Here is a 15011-nt window from a genome sequence, read left to right on the forward strand (position 1 = left end):
ATGATCATGATAAAAAACGAACAATTGCGGAATCAGCGGAGGAAATATACGTAGACTCCTCGAAAAATGCCTCCGCATTTTTCTTCGTGCGATGTTTCGCTGCCGAAGCCTTCCTTGTCCTGCGGGAGCAGAGGCATAGGTGAGACCCCGCAGTGCTTTAGCACGAGGAGGCTCACCAGCCGCCCGCGGAAAGCGAAGTATATTTCCGGAGCGGGTTATTTCCACTCTACTATTTTTTGTTCGTTTATTACTTTGATAAAATAGTTGTGTCTCAACCTCCTTAGGCAACTTTCTTTGTTACATCTTGAACCGTAGAGATTTTTGCTTGTTTCCAACCATAGTAGTATAAGAATAGTGCAATTAAAATATAGGCTATTGAGAAATCAGGAGCAGCATTAATAGCGAGCTTCGGTGCGTGCATCAATCCGATAAAGGATAGAAATGCTCCAATAAATGCAAAACTCATAGCATGGTAGTATTTTTTATCAATAATATAAACAGTAATTGCTCCAAGTATGATACCAGTAAACATCGCTCCTTGACCTAACGGAACAATCCCTTCCGATATACCAGCAACAACTTCACCAGCATTGTTATTAAATCTAGTCATCACATAGTTAGCTAAGTAAGGTAACATTGCGATAGTAACAGCAGGGAAATACTTTTTCTCGTTTGATTGGAAAGAGCTAACTACTAACGACATACCAACGAATACTAAAATTGGTGCAACTGCAGCTAGTGGGATGATAGCAGCTAAAGCAGCGATTAATCCAGTCATTGCAGCAATAGCAAAAACTACAGCATTTAAAATACTATAACCTCTACCAGCGCCCATCCATTTAGAACCAACAGCAGCGATATAAACAGTTGTTGGGAATAATCCACCAAAAATAGCACCGAGCATTGTGCCGACACCGTCAACAGCTTGACTTTCCCTTACATCGTATGAGTCTCCTTCAGCTGCCATTGCATCAACATTATTCATTGTTTCAATTGCATTATAAAGAGTAATAGGTAAAATAACTGCTAAAAGTCCGATTAAAGCTCCAAAAAGATAAGAAATACCTTCAAAGGCAACTAAACTTGGTAAGAATGGGTAAAATCCTATATGTGCTAATCCTTCTTGAAACGTACTTGGCGATTGATATCCTAACGTGAATGCTAAAACCGTTCCAATTACTACAGCAAATAATGAAGCAGGAATTTTAAATGGCATAACTACTTTTCCAATCACACCAAGTATGATTATTACTAAAGAAACAAGTCCAACTACTGGGATAGCAAATGTATTAAACAACATTTCTCCAGCAATAAACGTAAACGCAACACCTGCTAAAGCTCCGAGCATTGCAGCACGTGGCAAATGGTCGCGAACCCAATTTCCTGAAAAACTAATTACTGCTTCAATAAGTCCACTTAAAAATGCGGCACCAACTGCGATTTTCCAAGCTAGCTCAGGATCACCTGTAATTGCTTTCGCTGGGGCTAACACCCCGAATAAAAAGACAAACATAACAGGGGTACTAATTCCGTATGATAGTGCGGTTACGTCCGTTCTCTTTTCTTTTTGTGCTAAACGATTTGCCATGTAAGCATAATATAAATTTCCAAAAATAACGGCAACAGCAGCTCCAGGAATAACTTTTCCGAATACAATACTTGCTGGAAACCCTAGTCCAAGCATCGTAACGGCAATGATAACAAAGTTAGCTAAATTGTTTTGAAAAAGGGCGAAGAATGCATCTGTATCTTCTTTCTTATACCACGGATAATGAACAGTTTTCGTTTTCATGTTGTACTTCCTCCAGATGATTTTTTGTAACAAAAGTAACAGTACCGTTGGATAAAGATTCAATTCTTGCTAAAGACTCTACTCGGTAACCTGCTTGTAGCAGTTTATTTCGACCAGGTTGAAACGATTTTTCGATAACAATCCCGATCCCTACAACTGTCGCACCCGCTTGTTCAACGATTGATGCTAGCCCTAACGCTGCTTCACCGTTAGCAAGAAAATCATCAATGATTAATACGGTATCGTTACAATTTAAAAACTCTTTTGCGACAGTAATCTCGTTCGTTTCTTTTTTTGTATAAGAATAAACACTACTTGTATACACATTATCTTGTAGGGTTAAAGATTTCTTTTTTCGTGCGAAAATAAGTGGTGACTTTAGCTCGTTTGCAGCCATAAAGCTTGGAGCAATACCAGACGATTCAATCGTTAACACTTTCGTAATTCCTTCTTGTGCAAAAAGATGTGCAAACTCTTTGCCAATTGCAATCATTAGCTCCGTATCAATTTGATGGTTTAAAAAAGAATTAACTTTTAGAACATCATTAGGAAGAACCGTTCCTTTTTCACGAATTGCTTGCTCTAGTAGTTTCATCATTTCTTCCTCCCTATAAGTATTGAAAAATCATTTTTTAACAAACAAAAAAGTCCGAACATCAAGGATATAAGTGATCCTTGACATTCGGACTTAAGTATTTAAAGAAAATACGAAGAACGATGCAAAAAATGTATTTTTGCATACATGTCAATGTCACTCATAGTCAAGTTATTTACGGTAACTCGGTAGAAACTTGTGGGCCATATCCCCACGATTATATGAGCAGTATGTTGTTTGTGATTTAGTAGTGATTATAAACTATAATCTGATGTTTGAAAACCCCTTTTTTAGAATAAAAAGCGAATATTTATTTCTAAAAACAAATTTTAGTTCGGAAATCCTTAAACTTGCAACGGTTGTTTTTTCAATACGTTAAATTGAGGGAGCGCAATTCCAACTAAAATAATGAACACTCCAACCCATTGTAAAAACGTCACTGCTTCATGTAAAACGAGCATCGACATAATGACTGCAACAGGAAGCTCAGAAGCTCCTAATATCGTAGCTAATCCACTATTTATTTTCGGTGCACCATATGCAAAAAAGATAACAGGTAATACAACTCCGAAAACTCCAAGAGGTACACCGTAAAGCCATAAACCGTCTGATAATGACCCGTTTATAAGGAACGATGGCGTTAAAATGATAAATAAAAATAAGAGCGCACCAGATGTCATCATAAAGCTTCTTGTAATAGTAGGTACGTTCGTTTCCACTCTACCACTGAAGAAGATAAATAGTGCAAAAGTTATAGCAGAACAAAGTCCGAAAAACACTCCATTTTTTTCCCAATAGAACGATTCGCTTCCGAAAAAACCGCCAGATAACAAAGTTCCAATAAAAAGAATAATAACGGAAATGACTTTTTCTTTAGATGGTAAAGTTCGATTTACAATACTTTCTATTAAGACTCCTACCCAAGTAAATTGAAATAATAAAATAATAGCTAACGATGCTTGAATCGTTTGAAGGGATAAATAATAGAACATTCCTGTTAAACTCGTAGTAATTCCAACTAGCATCAATGTAATCATTTGCTTTTTTGTCACTCTATTACGAGAGAAAAGCAACATGAGTAATAATAATAGGACCCAGCCAAAGAAAAATTGACTTTGAATAACGTCCTGGAAAACAAATCCTTTCTCGTACGCCTTTTTTACAAAAGTAGATAGAACCCCGTACGAGCACCCTCCTAAAAACACAAAGAGGGAGAAATATAACGTTTTATTCACCATTTTTATTCACCTTTAATTCTATTAAAATTGTACACTAATCTTATTGTACTTAAAAAAACTAAAAAATGTACAAAAAGTGTACCAAAATAAACATATTCACTTAATCAAGCATGGTGAAAAAATTTAGCATTGAAACTCTTCTCATTTCTTGACCGTAAATATAATATTAGAGAAGGGGAGGGGTTTCGATGGAAACTTTTATGGGGCTAGCTGGGGCTTTTGGTGGCGGTATGTTTTTTGGTGGTTTTAATACAATTTTCTTTCTAGTTTTTTTCATCATATTAGGTGTCATTCTTTTCACATTTATTAAAGGGATTAAACAATGGAGTTATAACAATCAACAACCAGTTTTAACGGTAGCGGCAATTGTTGTGACGAAACGTGCAAATGTAAGAAGAAATGTTCATCATCACGGAGATCATCATCATCATTCGAGTAGTACCACATATTATGTAACGTTCCAGGTTGAAAGTGGAGATAGGATGGAATTGCATGTCAATGGACGTGAATACGGCCAACTGGCAGAAGGTGATAGAGGAAAATTAACGTTCCAAGGAACTAGATATTTGAAATTTGAACGGATCGTATAAAAGGCACGGGAGAAGCGAGAAATGAAAATGAAAGAAGATGAAAAGCACCGTTTCGATTGTTAGCTCGTAACGGTGCTTTCTATTTCACTTTTAGATTTAAAAATAATTTTATATACAGAAACATTTTGTAAGACGCTAACGACGAACAAAGCAAACATGACGAAAGAGTATCCGTAATCATGAATGACAATTGCAATGACCGTAGCAACAAGCATCAAGAAGCTAGCGATTATACTTACTCCAAAGATAATTTTACTTAGCTTCATCTAATCCCCCCAAAAACGATGATACTATTTGTTATTATACATGAAAAAATACCTACGTTTTATTACATTTGTATTAAATTACCTATAAGTTATCTCAATAAAGCCTTTACAAATATAGACGATAGGGATTTTGATTTAGTTCAAAAATTTATTAAGATTAATTATTAATTTCTATAATTTCATTTACTTCTGTTAAAAATTCACCTTTAGCTTCAAACCGGACCCATCCAACTTGTGGAACAAAGTAGGAATGACCTGTTCGGATTGTTTTTCCATTATTTTTTTCTTCAAATTGAATGACAATTACATCGTTAAACGTTTTAGCCTCTGTTTTTAGTGTTTCAGAATTGGAGGTAATACGATATGTTGTCTCATTATCTAATTCTTCTATGATGTTAGACCAAGTTTCTCCCACTTCTGGAGGGATTGGTAAAATTTTTTCTTTAGAAAATTTTTCTATATCTGCAGGTGTCCAATCCTCTGGAAATTCTTCTTCCACTACATAATACCCATAAACACCATCATCTAATTCTGTATAGAACGTATGGGTTTCAATTACTTCGTTCGTATCAATTGTTTGCACAAATTTTGACTGAACAATATTACTGTCAGGTACAACACTGTACAATATTCGATAGTCCGACTGAAACTTGTCTTCTACAAATCGGTGAAAAGTATATTCTCCTTCAGTAGGTAAAATAGAAAAATTGTTATTTTGAGTGTCGCCATTGCAGGCAGTTAATAAAAGTAACACGACTAAACCTAGTTTTTTCATCGTATACACTCCTCTTTTTGTTTGCCCGTATTATGTCCAAAAAGAGGAAAAATATTCAATTAATCTTCGTGCCCGAGCATTCTATAACCTATATATATGATAATAAGACCGAATATCGTAACGGCAATTACATCATAACCGATACAAAAAGAAGATAAACATAATTTATTCAAGAATAGCCACCCCAAAGATAAGCGTTTTTAATGATTACTATTCTTGATAAGTTCATTTATTCCTTCTAAAGTCATTTGAAAAGCCCATCTTTTTATAGATGATGATAACAGAGTAAAAACAGTAGCCTAAATCGCTACTGTTTTTCCATTGCTTCTTTATATTCTTCCACCATATCTTCTAAATAAAAAACAGCTTCTTCTAGGTCGTAAGTCCACATAACCATATCTTTCGTTAGCACTCCTGTATTTTCAAAAATAATATAAGCAGGAATTTGTACGAGCTCAAAACGTGGATATTTTTCTAACATTTCTTCGTTTCCAACGATAACTTCACTATCTTCTAATATAATGTCAATGTCTTCAATTTCATGCAATACAGCGTGCTCTTTATCTTCCACAACCTCTATAAATGAAAAGCGAGGCCCTATCTCTGCTTTAGGACCACTACAAGCGGTTAACAATATTAGTAGAAGAGGAAAAATCAATATGCGCTTCAATAAATTCACCCCTAAAAAATTTTGACAATTTCTCGCTTTTATCCGACATTTTTCTCATATCCTACTATATTGTACATGATTCATTGGTGGTGCAAAAGTATAAAGTGCGCAAATGGGGAAGAAATGAATGGAAGCTGTTCAGGAAAAAAATATATATTGCTAGACTGCTAGTTATATGGCAAGATAATCATAATTATGTATGGAAGGGTAAGGGCAAAATATGAACTTAAAACAACACTTTTTAGTGGAAGATTGGATCTTAAATACAAACTATGATTTTTCCCTTTTTGCTAGAAATCACTCTTATGCGTTATTAGATAGAGAAGACGATTTAGCTCTTCGTTTTTGTATAGAAGATGAAGTAATTCAAGTGAAGAAAATGAATGGATGGAACTGTACCTTTACCATCGACACGAAAAAGAAAGTGATTACTTTTTATCAAGAATTAGAGGATTAATAGAAAAAAAGAAGGTTGTCCACAAGTCAGTAAAGACTGTCTTTGTGGACCCTTTTTAGTTTCACATAAGTCCCGAGTTCAGTGCGATCTCTTGCTAGTTTGTTCATTGTATGTACTTGCGGAGAAAGCGAACTCGCTCTAACTGTTTTGTTATCGATAAAAACTAACGGGTCAATGAGCCGTAATTTATTCTTTTGATAGAACTCATAATCTTCCTTCTTTTCCTCTACCTGCACGCCTGGTGATAAACGACTTAACATTTCTTTCAGTTTTATATTTTGTGAGGAGCGTAATCGGTTCATTACTTGCTCGTCTTCTAACAAAAGCTCGTTTTTAGTGATGATATTTTGCTTAAAACTATAATTTAATGCTTTAGCTAGTAGCTGATAAGCATATACATTTAGCGGATCAAGAAAAAAGTCAATAACTTCTTGGTAATAGATGTTCACGAACCATTCGGCTTGTTCGAGTGAGGAGATACAAATTGTTCCGTCTATCACAATGAGAGTATGTAAAAACGAATGAATCTCCTCTGCTGTAATGAATCCGTAGTTGTACTGATCTCTTAAAGTATAGTCAATCCGATCCCCACATAAATCTGGTGCATTCTTTTCTAACAACGTCCATTTCTCAATATCATTTAGTAAATTAGTAGAGTAACCGTGACTACGCAGAATAGAAGGGATTTCTGACCTTCTCACAATTTCATCAAATATTTCTTCATGATAATCTTCGTTTGCTCTTCCTAATGCATAATCCACTGTATGTGAAAAAGCTGTATGAGAGACATCGTGAAGCAGTGCTGCTATTTGCTCCTCGAGGGAAGCACCAAGCTTTCTAACGAGTATTAATGCTCCCACTGAATGTTCATATCTAGTAGTATTCCACTTCGGTTGAACGAAAAAGCCAGCTCCGGCTTGATAAATACCTTTTAATCGTTGAACCGGCTTTGAATGTAATAAATCTATTAAAACAGGCTCGGTTATTTCAGTAACTCCATAAATATCTTCTATTATCAATTTTTTCACCTCACTAATACTATAACAATTTTTCTTGAGAGATAAGGATATAGTTTACAAAAAAATGAAATAAACAACTTGATGAAAATGGGGAATTTCCAATAAATGTGTGGGCGAGGGGACTGTCTCCCACAAATTTGGTGTGCTTTTTATGGACATGTGTTCATACATTTATATGGACAACTTTCATTTTTGGACGAAGGCGTGAGTGTATGGAGAATTTCTTTTTACAACTATTTGAGTTTTTTGCAGGCTTAGGGGTTTGGGGGATAGCTTTAGGCTTAATGGTGGAAGTTATTCCGAGTGAGATTGTACTTGGCTATGGGGGCTACTTAATTGCCATTGGTGAAATAGGTATGGTTGGTGCTTTTGTAGCCGGAGTAGTTGGCGGAACGATTGCGCAGTTATTTTTGTACTGGGCTGGTAGTTTAGGGGGGAGACCATTTTTAGAGCGGTACGGTAAGTATTTACTTATTAAGAAAAGTCACTTAGATGTGTCCGAAAAATGGTTTCAACAATATGGACCAGTTGTAGTTTTTGCTGCTCGATTTGTTCCGGTTGTTCGGCATGCGATATCTATTCCAGCAGGTGTTGCGAAAATGCCTGTATCCACTTTTATCTTTTATACAGTTGCTGCGGTTATTCCTTGGACTATCCTTTTTTTATATTTAGGTTTCCAATTAGGGGAGAATTGGCGAGAAATTAAGGAAGTTGCCCAACCGTTCATTATCCCGTTAATTGTACTGATGGTGTTAGGGGTAGTCGGCTATTTTATTTATGATCGCAAGAAAAAATAGGAGGGAGCATTTTGTCAAAAATAGAGGCATTTATATTAGGTATTATTCAAGGATTAACAGAATTTTTACCGATTAGTAGTACAGGACATTTATATTTAGGTAGAAATTTATTCGGTCTACAGGAAGCGGGTCTACTTTTAGATACGATGCTTCACTTTGGGACATTGATTGCCATTCTATACTTCTATCGAGAAGAGTTTATGAAAATTATAAAAAACCCGTTTCATAAGTTATCGTTTTTATTAATAATAGGTACAATTCCAGCGGTAGTAATCGGGTTAGCGTTTAAAGACTATTTTGAAGAGATTTCAAAAACAGGTGTGACGATAGGATGGGAGTTTTTAATAACAGGAGCATTTCTATGGTTTGCTGATTCAATCCGGAAAGGCGCTAAAAGGATGGACGATATTAATTGGAAAGATGCTTTGTTTATTGGGTCCTTTCAAGCGGCAGCAATTTTTCCAGCGATTTCACGTTCAGGATTAACGATCGCAGCAGGGCTTTTTCGAGGACTAGATCGTGAAACAGCTGCGTATTTCTCCTTCCTACTATCCACGCCTGCTATAGCTGGAGCAGTCGCATTACAAACAGTAGAAGTAGCTCAAGTAGGACGTGAAGATATTGGGTTAACGTCACTAATGATTGCGATATTAGCTTCCTGTATATTCGGGTATATTGCTGTTAAATGGATGATCAATTATTTAAAAAAGCATTCCTTAAAATCGTTTGCTATTTATGTTTGGGCATTAGGATTACTAGTGTTAGGGTTGCAATATCTAGGTTTGTTTTAATAACGGAAAACGAGTGCCAACTTTGAGAGTATTGTTGGCACTCGTTTTGTTTTTATAATTCATCAAATCCGTTGTCTTGAACGTTTACTTTTGTGTATTGACGGGATTTTTGTTCGAAAAAGTCCGATTTTCCTAAGTCAACATCTTCATATGCTTTAATCCATTTCATTGGATTTGTGCGATAGCCTTCAAATGGGCGGTCAAATCCAAGTTGGTTCGTGCGGACATTGGCATAAAACTTAATGTAAGACTCCACGTCTTCTATATCAATACCGACAATTTTATTTCCGATAATTTGTCGAGCCCATTCTATCTCTAATTGGGCAGCTTCCTTAAAGGTATTTTGAACGAATGTAGCTAAATCCTCAGTATGATACTCTGGATATTCGTTTAACACTTCTTGAAAGATTTTTACGAACAAATCAACATGTAGCTGTTCATCTCTATTAATATAGTTAATCATCGTACTCGTCGCGACCATCTTTTGATTTCGGGCCAAATGATAGAAAAATGCAAACCCAGAATAGAAAAATAAGCCTTCTAAAATAACATCATAAACGATGGAACGTAACAAGTTTGCTACAGTTGGTTCTTCTGCGAATGCTTTATAACCGTTCGTAATAAAATCATTTCTTTTTCGTAAAGTTGGTTCTGTTCTCCAATATTCGAATACTTCGTTTTGTTGTGAGCGTGAAACGATGCTTGACAGCACGTACGAGTAGGAGTGGTTATGAATTACTTCTTGTTGTGCTAGGATTATCATTAATGCATTAATACTAGAATCGGTTATATAATCCGCAACTTTCCCAGCGTAATCGGTTTGGACGCTGTCTAATAGAGCTAATAAGCCGATTATTTTTAAAAACGCTCCTTTTTCATCCTCTGAAAGTAGTGGAAATTGCTTAATATCTTGGGCCATATTGATTTCAAAAGGTGTCCAAAAGTTCCCTAACATTTTTTTATACTTAGGGTACGCCCAACTAAACTGTACATCATCCCAATTTAATACGTTAGAGCTGTGACCATTGATGATTCGTGTAGATGCGTTTGGAGCGTCTGCATCCATTAGAACACGTCTTTGTATTGTAGTCATATTAGTTCCTCCTTAACTAGAACAAGATTCACAATCAAGTAATTCACTTGAAGTAGAACGAATATAGTAAGTTGTTTTTAAATTTTTCTTCCATGCGTCTACATGCAAGTCTAGTAGTGCTTTCGCTTTAATCGTATTAGGTACATATATGTTAAAAGAAATAGCTTGGTCGATATGTCGTTGACGAGCACTATTTTGTGCGATGCTCCAATGTTGATCAATAAAATAAGCAGATTTATAGAACCAAGTTGTATGACTGTTTAAGTCTGGTGCAGTTACCGGGATTTTATAGTCCTTTTTCTCTTCGGAATACACTTTCATAAAGATCGGATCTATACTTGCTGTGCTTCCTGCAATAATTGAAGTAGTTGCATTAGGAGCGACTGCCATTAAATAGCCGTTTCTAATTCCATACTGTTGAACATTAGCTCGTAGCGAATCCCAAGGAAGTTCCGACTCGTTAGATCTGTAGCCTCTTCGTTCAAAGTATTTGCCACTTTCCCATTCTGATTGTGGGAATGTTGGGTAGGCTCCTTTTTCTTTCGCTAATTCAAAACTTGCTTGAATCGTATAAAAGGCTATTTTTTCATAAAGCTCGTCCGCATATTTTACCGCTTTTTCACTTTCCCAGCCTATTTGTTTTAACACTAATAAATGGTGCCAACCAAATGTGCCTAAGCCAATCCCACGATATTTTTGATTAGTTAGTTGTGCTTGTAAAACAGGGATAGTGTTTAAATCGATTACATTATCTAGCATTCTTACTTGAATTCGTACTAACCGTTCAACAACCTCATCCATAACAGCTCTTGCTAAATTTATAGAAGAAAGGTTACATACAACGAAGTCACCAGGTGATTTTGTCGTAATAATCTTCCCTTCTTGTACAACTTGTTCGGTCATGATAGTAGGGCTTTGATTTTGAGTGATTTCTGTACATAAATTTGTGCAATATATCATGCCCGTATGTTTATTTGCATTCATTCTATTTACTTCGTCACGATAAAACATGAAGGGACTTCCTGTTTCGAGTTGACTTCTCATAATGCCTTTCATAATGTCAATCGCAGGCACTTTTACTTTGTGTAAAGTAGGATGCCCCACACACTCGTAATATTTATGACGGAAGCTACCGTTTCCTTTTTCTTCATCAAAATAATCTTCTAATGAATACCCCATAACTTGGCGCACTTCATGAGGGTCAAACAAATACCAATCGTCTCGCTCTTCTACTTTTTCCATGAACAAATCAGGAATACAAACGCCCGTAAACAAATCGTGGGTACGTAATCGTTCGTCGCCATTATTAAGTTTTGCATCTAAAAAGGAGAAAATATCTTGATGCCATACATCTAAATAGACAGAAATCGCACCTTTACGCTGTCCTAGTTGATCAACACTTACAGCCGTATTATTAAGTTGTTTCATCCAAGGGATTACTCCGGAGGAATTACCTTTAAATCCTTTAATATTACTTCCTCTAGCTCTAATTTTCCCAAGGTAGACGCCAATTCCGCCACCTGCTTTTGACAAGTTTGCAATATCGGTATTACTGTCATAAATGCTTTGTAAGCTATCATCTACCGTATCAATAAAGCAACTCGATAACTGTCCATGAGTTTTCCCTGCGTTTGCTAATGTAGGAGTGGCAACCGTCATATATAAATTACTTAATGCCCAATATGCTTCTTTTATGTGCTGAAGGCGGTTTTGCTTTTCGTTGATCATTAATGTCATAGCAATAATCATAAATCGCTCTTGGGGCAGTTCCCACAGTTGCATCGAATGGTCTTTCGTTAAATACCTATCTGCTAATGTTTTAATCCCTATGTATGTGAAGAGCTCATCTTTATTAGGGTCCATCTCTTTTTCTAATTCATTTAGTTCTTCAGGTGAATAGAAATTTAATAGTTTTGGATCATAAATCCCTTTATCTACTAGAGATTTTATTAAATGATAAAAGCCTTTATAGTGCTTGTTCTCTTTTCTTACTTTAGCTGTATTTTCGTACAAAACGTTTAAATAAAGATTCGCAGCAATGTGTGTCCATTCTGGTTCTTCTTCACTAATAAAACTTAACGCTTCTAAAATTATTAACTCATAAATTGTTTCGTTGGAAAGTTGGTGATGTTGATTTATTATTTTTGCTGCTTTATCAAGAAAAGGTTGTGCGTTTAGTGTTGGATGTTTTTCAAATGTTGATTTAACTTTATCTAGTACATGATCTGATTGAATAATTGTAGTCATACTTATCCCTCTTTCTATTCTAGTTTTTTCCTTTTAGTCCAACGACCAACTGGAGAAAAATAAAAGATCCACTCAAGGACTGAGTGGATCAAACGAAAGTGGAATAAGCATAAGAAACAAAAAGTGCATATTACACCATCGTTTCATCTTCCCAATCCCCGAAGAATGCGAAACATTTGAAGAAAAGGCAGGTCTCCTGACTTCGTGCTTCATCCTACTTTGAACCTTCCCATATAAGCGCCTTTAAGCAGTCTTATACAGTGGACTTTCATTTCGTCTACACTTACAGTTGCGGGGACAGTATTGGATTCTCACCAATTTCCCTATTAAGTCTATATTAGACACCTTTAACTTCGTTATAAAATCTATATATTGTATGTATTTTGTGATTAAAATCTGTATGTTGTGATTATCATAATCTATTAATCTAATAAATGCAATGGCCTAAATTAAGAGTATAAAGAAAATAATATAAAAAAGGACGAGTAAAACACCACTCATCCTTGATTAAACTTGCTTATATTCATTATTTTCTTTTATATATTTTTTAAATACATCCGATAAAATCATTAAGCCAATTGCGCCGAAAATTAAGTACGATAAATTAAAATAAAGAGCAGGATCAATTCGAATATGCTCTCCGCCTGCAGCAGTTTTTAATATCTTGTATGAATCCATACCAACTTTGGCAGTAATCAACAAGAAAAGTGCAATAATTACCTTCCAAAGTAATTTCATGTAAAACCCCTCCAAAATATAAACTATTAACCCTACTAGTTTATACAGAAAAAATCTTTACTACTATACCAAAAAATTCAGTATAGTACAAGATTCAATTATTGTCATTTTAATCTGTAGTAATACAATTTGCAATATTTTTACTCTAATGTATGTCACTTTACAGAATGCCTTTTTACAATTAAAATAGTTAAAGTCCGGTATAATCAAGTGTTGTCCATACATAGATAGTTGTAAACGATGTAAAATATTATTAATAAGGGGGAATCTTATGAAGAAGTTATCCTTAACATCCAAAATATTAATAGGTCTCGCTCTAGGTATAGTAGTTGGGCTAATATTAAACCTATTTGCATCAGATATATTATTTTCAAGAATTGATACTTGGTTTTTTACTCCGCTAGGTAAGATTTTTCTTAATTTAATTACGATGCTTGTTGTACCTATCGTTCTTATCTCGATTACGTTAGGTGTTGTTAATTTAGGTGATACGAAAAAACTTGGACGAATTGGTTTCAAGACAGTAGTATTTTTTATGGTTACGACAAGTATCGCAATTACAATTGGGTTAACGCTAGCAACAATTATTAAGCCTGGTAATTTTGGTACTTTTAACAGTGAAGACTTACCACCATACGAGGTGACGGAAGCACCAGCTGTAGTTGATACGTTACTTAACATTATTCCAACGAACCCAATTCAAGCGATGGCTACAGGGAATTTACTACAAATTATTGCATTCTCCATTTTATTAGGGCTAGCAATCAATGTGTTAGGCGATAAAGCAGCTGGGATTAAATCTTTATTCGAACAAGCTAATGAAGTAGTAATGTGGCTTGTCCACTTCATTATAAAATTTGCTCCATACGGGGCGTTCGGACTAATCGCATCTGCAATAGGAAAAATGGGGCTAGATGCTTTTAAAGCGATGTTTGGATATTTCATTGTAGTTGTTTTAGCACTTTTTATTCATTTATTTGTCACGTACGGTTCCGCCATAGCGGTACTTGGGAAAACAAGTCCAATTACGTTCTTCAAAAACTTTGCACCGGCAATGAGTGTTGCCTTTAGTACATCTAGTAGTAATGCAACACTTCCTATCTCTATGGATACGGCACAAGAAAAATTAGGTGTGCCAAAGCATATAAGTAGTTTCGTTCAACCTCTAGGGGCGACGATTAATATGGACGGGACAGCAATTATGCAAGGTGTCGCAACCGTATTTATTGCACAAGTTTTTGCAGAAAGTTTGACTGTCATGCAGCTAGTAACAGTTGTTGCTGTAGCTGTTGTCGCAAGTATCGGAACTGCAGGAGTTCCAGGTGTCGGGCTTATCCTATTAGCGATGGTTTTAGGATCGGTTGGCTTACCAGTCGAAGGAATTGCCTTAATTCTGGGAGTGGACCGTCTACTAGATATGCTTCGTACGTCTGTTAACATTACTGGTGATGCAGCATGTGCATACATCGTAGCAAAAACAGAGGGAGAAGATATGACCATCCCCGATGAAAAATAAACGACTAGAACATGGCTCTCTGTAAAAGGGAGCCATGTTTTGTTCTGTTTTCATATTTGACTGCTTGTTATAAATGGTGTGTTGCAAATGAAAATGGACTACCTTTACCGCAAATAAGGATGAAGGTATCGCAAATAAAAATGATTTACCGCAAATAAGGATGAAGGTATCGCAAATAAAAATGATTTACCGCAAATAAGGATGAAGGTATCGCAAATAAAAATGATTTACCGCAAATAAGAGTGAAGGTATCGCAAATAAGGTTGAACCTATCGCAAATAGAAATGAGCAGACCTAAACGAGCCACCTCCGCTTTTCTTTGTCCAGCTCCGGCGGCTTGGCCCTCGAGTCATAAGGCAGTCACTTCCGGTGGACAAAGAGCGTCCACCTGCAGCGCCTGTCTTATGCTTGTCGGGCCAGAACTAGC

Annotated in this window: 15 protein-coding genes and 2 riboswitches; of the genes, 5 read left to right on the forward strand and 10 right to left on the reverse strand. The window is 35.9% G+C overall.

What is annotated here, in order from left to right; genetic code table 11:
* Window positions 1–280: 280 nt before the first annotated feature.
* From BC6307_RS03550 to BC6307_RS03560, 3 genes are all read right to left on the reverse strand, one after another.
* Window positions 281–1792 carry a uracil permease gene (locus tag BC6307_RS03550; RefSeq protein WP_066420643.1) on the reverse strand — a complete coding sequence of 504 codons (1512 nt, stop codon included), beginning with the start codon at window positions 1790–1792 and terminating at the stop codon, window positions 281–283.
* Window positions 1758–2387, reverse strand: a complete 630-nt coding sequence (locus tag BC6307_RS03555) for a xanthine phosphoribosyltransferase (protein WP_066420644.1) — start codon at window positions 2385–2387, stop codon at window positions 1758–1760. The genes BC6307_RS03550 and BC6307_RS03555 overlap by 35 nt, the downstream gene beginning before the upstream one ends.
* Window positions 2388–2530: 143 nt before the next feature.
* A riboswitch (purine riboswitch) is annotated at window positions 2531–2632 on the reverse strand.
* A gap of 99 nt (window positions 2633–2731) precedes the next feature.
* Complete coding sequence (locus BC6307_RS03560; RefSeq protein ID WP_066420645.1) at window positions 2732–3625, reverse strand: EamA family transporter; 894 nt, start codon at window positions 3623–3625, stop codon at window positions 2732–2734.
* Between the two features lie 188 nt (window positions 3626–3813).
* Here BC6307_RS03560 and BC6307_RS03565 point away from each other — a divergent pair, with 188 nt between their 5' ends.
* Window positions 3814–4215 carry a DUF2500 domain-containing protein gene (locus BC6307_RS03565; RefSeq protein ID WP_235858292.1) on the forward strand — a complete coding sequence of 134 codons (402 nt, stop codon included), beginning with the start codon at window positions 3814–3816 and terminating at the stop codon, window positions 4213–4215.
* 59 nt (window positions 4216–4274) lie between these two features.
* Here BC6307_RS03565 and BC6307_RS03570 read toward each other — a convergent pair whose 3' ends face one another.
* The 3 genes from BC6307_RS03570 to BC6307_RS03580 all read right to left on the reverse strand — a co-directional run bounded on the left by BC6307_RS03570 (window position 4275) and on the right by BC6307_RS03580 (window position 5926).
* Window positions 4275–4481 (reverse strand): hypothetical protein, encoded by a 207-nt coding sequence (locus BC6307_RS03570; RefSeq protein WP_066420646.1) that lies wholly within the window; start codon window positions 4479–4481, stop codon window positions 4275–4277.
* 157 nt (window positions 4482–4638) lie between these two features.
* A complete protein-coding gene (locus BC6307_RS03575; protein WP_066420647.1) occupies window positions 4639–5256 on the reverse strand; it encodes a hypothetical protein in 618 nt (205 codons plus the stop codon).
* 307 nt (window positions 5257–5563) lie between these two features.
* On the reverse strand, window positions 5564–5926 hold the full coding sequence (locus BC6307_RS03580) for a hypothetical protein (protein WP_066420648.1): 363 nt from the start codon (window positions 5924–5926) through the stop codon (window positions 5564–5566).
* A gap of 220 nt (window positions 5927–6146) precedes the next feature.
* On the opposite strand from BC6307_RS03580, the gene BC6307_RS03585 reads away from it, so the two are divergent.
* A complete protein-coding gene (locus BC6307_RS03585) occupies window positions 6147–6383 on the forward strand; it encodes a hypothetical protein (protein WP_066420649.1) in 237 nt (78 codons plus the stop codon).
* A 26-nt stretch (window positions 6384–6409) separates the two neighbouring features.
* Here the strand turns inward: BC6307_RS03585 and BC6307_RS03590 are convergent, their stop codons facing one another.
* Window positions 6410–7402: an HD domain-containing protein gene (locus BC6307_RS03590; protein WP_066420650.1), complete on the reverse strand. Its 993-nt coding sequence runs from the start codon at window positions 7400–7402 to the stop codon at window positions 6410–6412.
* A 212-nt stretch (window positions 7403–7614) separates the two neighbouring features.
* Here BC6307_RS03590 and uptA point away from each other — a divergent pair, with 212 nt between their 5' ends.
* Window positions 7615–8199 (forward strand): undecaprenyl phosphate transporter UptA, encoded by a 585-nt coding sequence (uptA, locus tag BC6307_RS03595; RefSeq protein WP_066420651.1) that lies wholly within the window; start codon window positions 7615–7617, stop codon window positions 8197–8199.
* An 11-nt stretch (window positions 8200–8210) separates the two neighbouring features.
* Entirely contained in the window at window positions 8211–8990 is a 780-nt protein-coding gene (locus BC6307_RS03600; RefSeq protein WP_066420653.1) for an undecaprenyl-diphosphate phosphatase, read from the forward strand.
* A gap of 52 nt (window positions 8991–9042) precedes the next feature.
* Here the strand turns inward: BC6307_RS03600 and BC6307_RS03605 are convergent, their stop codons facing one another.
* From BC6307_RS03605 to BC6307_RS03615, 3 genes are all read right to left on the reverse strand, one after another.
* Window positions 9043–10083 (reverse strand): ribonucleotide-diphosphate reductase subunit beta, encoded by a 1041-nt coding sequence (locus tag BC6307_RS03605; RefSeq protein ID WP_066420654.1) that lies wholly within the window; start codon window positions 10081–10083, stop codon window positions 9043–9045.
* Between the two features lie 12 nt (window positions 10084–10095).
* Window positions 10096–12330 (reverse strand): ribonucleoside-diphosphate reductase subunit alpha, encoded by a 2235-nt coding sequence (locus tag BC6307_RS03610; RefSeq protein ID WP_066420656.1) that lies wholly within the window; start codon window positions 12328–12330, stop codon window positions 10096–10098.
* Window positions 12331–12499: 169 nt separating this feature from the next.
* Window positions 12500–12694, reverse strand: a riboswitch (cobalamin riboswitch).
* Window positions 12695–12837: 143 nt separating this feature from the next.
* Window positions 12838–13068, reverse strand: coding sequence for a hypothetical protein (locus BC6307_RS03615; protein WP_066420657.1), 231 nt, complete (start codon window positions 13066–13068; stop codon window positions 12838–12840).
* A gap of 271 nt (window positions 13069–13339) precedes the next feature.
* Here BC6307_RS03615 and BC6307_RS03620 point away from each other — a divergent pair, with 271 nt between their 5' ends.
* On the forward strand, window positions 13340–14584 hold the full coding sequence (locus BC6307_RS03620; RefSeq protein WP_066420659.1) for a dicarboxylate/amino acid:cation symporter: 1245 nt from the start codon (window positions 13340–13342) through the stop codon (window positions 14582–14584).
* Window positions 14585–15011: the final 427 nt, after the last annotated feature.

The sequence above is a fragment of the Sutcliffiella cohnii genome (assembly GCF_002250055.1).
Lineage (GTDB): Bacteria > Bacillota > Bacilli > Bacillales > Bacillaceae_I > Sutcliffiella > Sutcliffiella cohnii.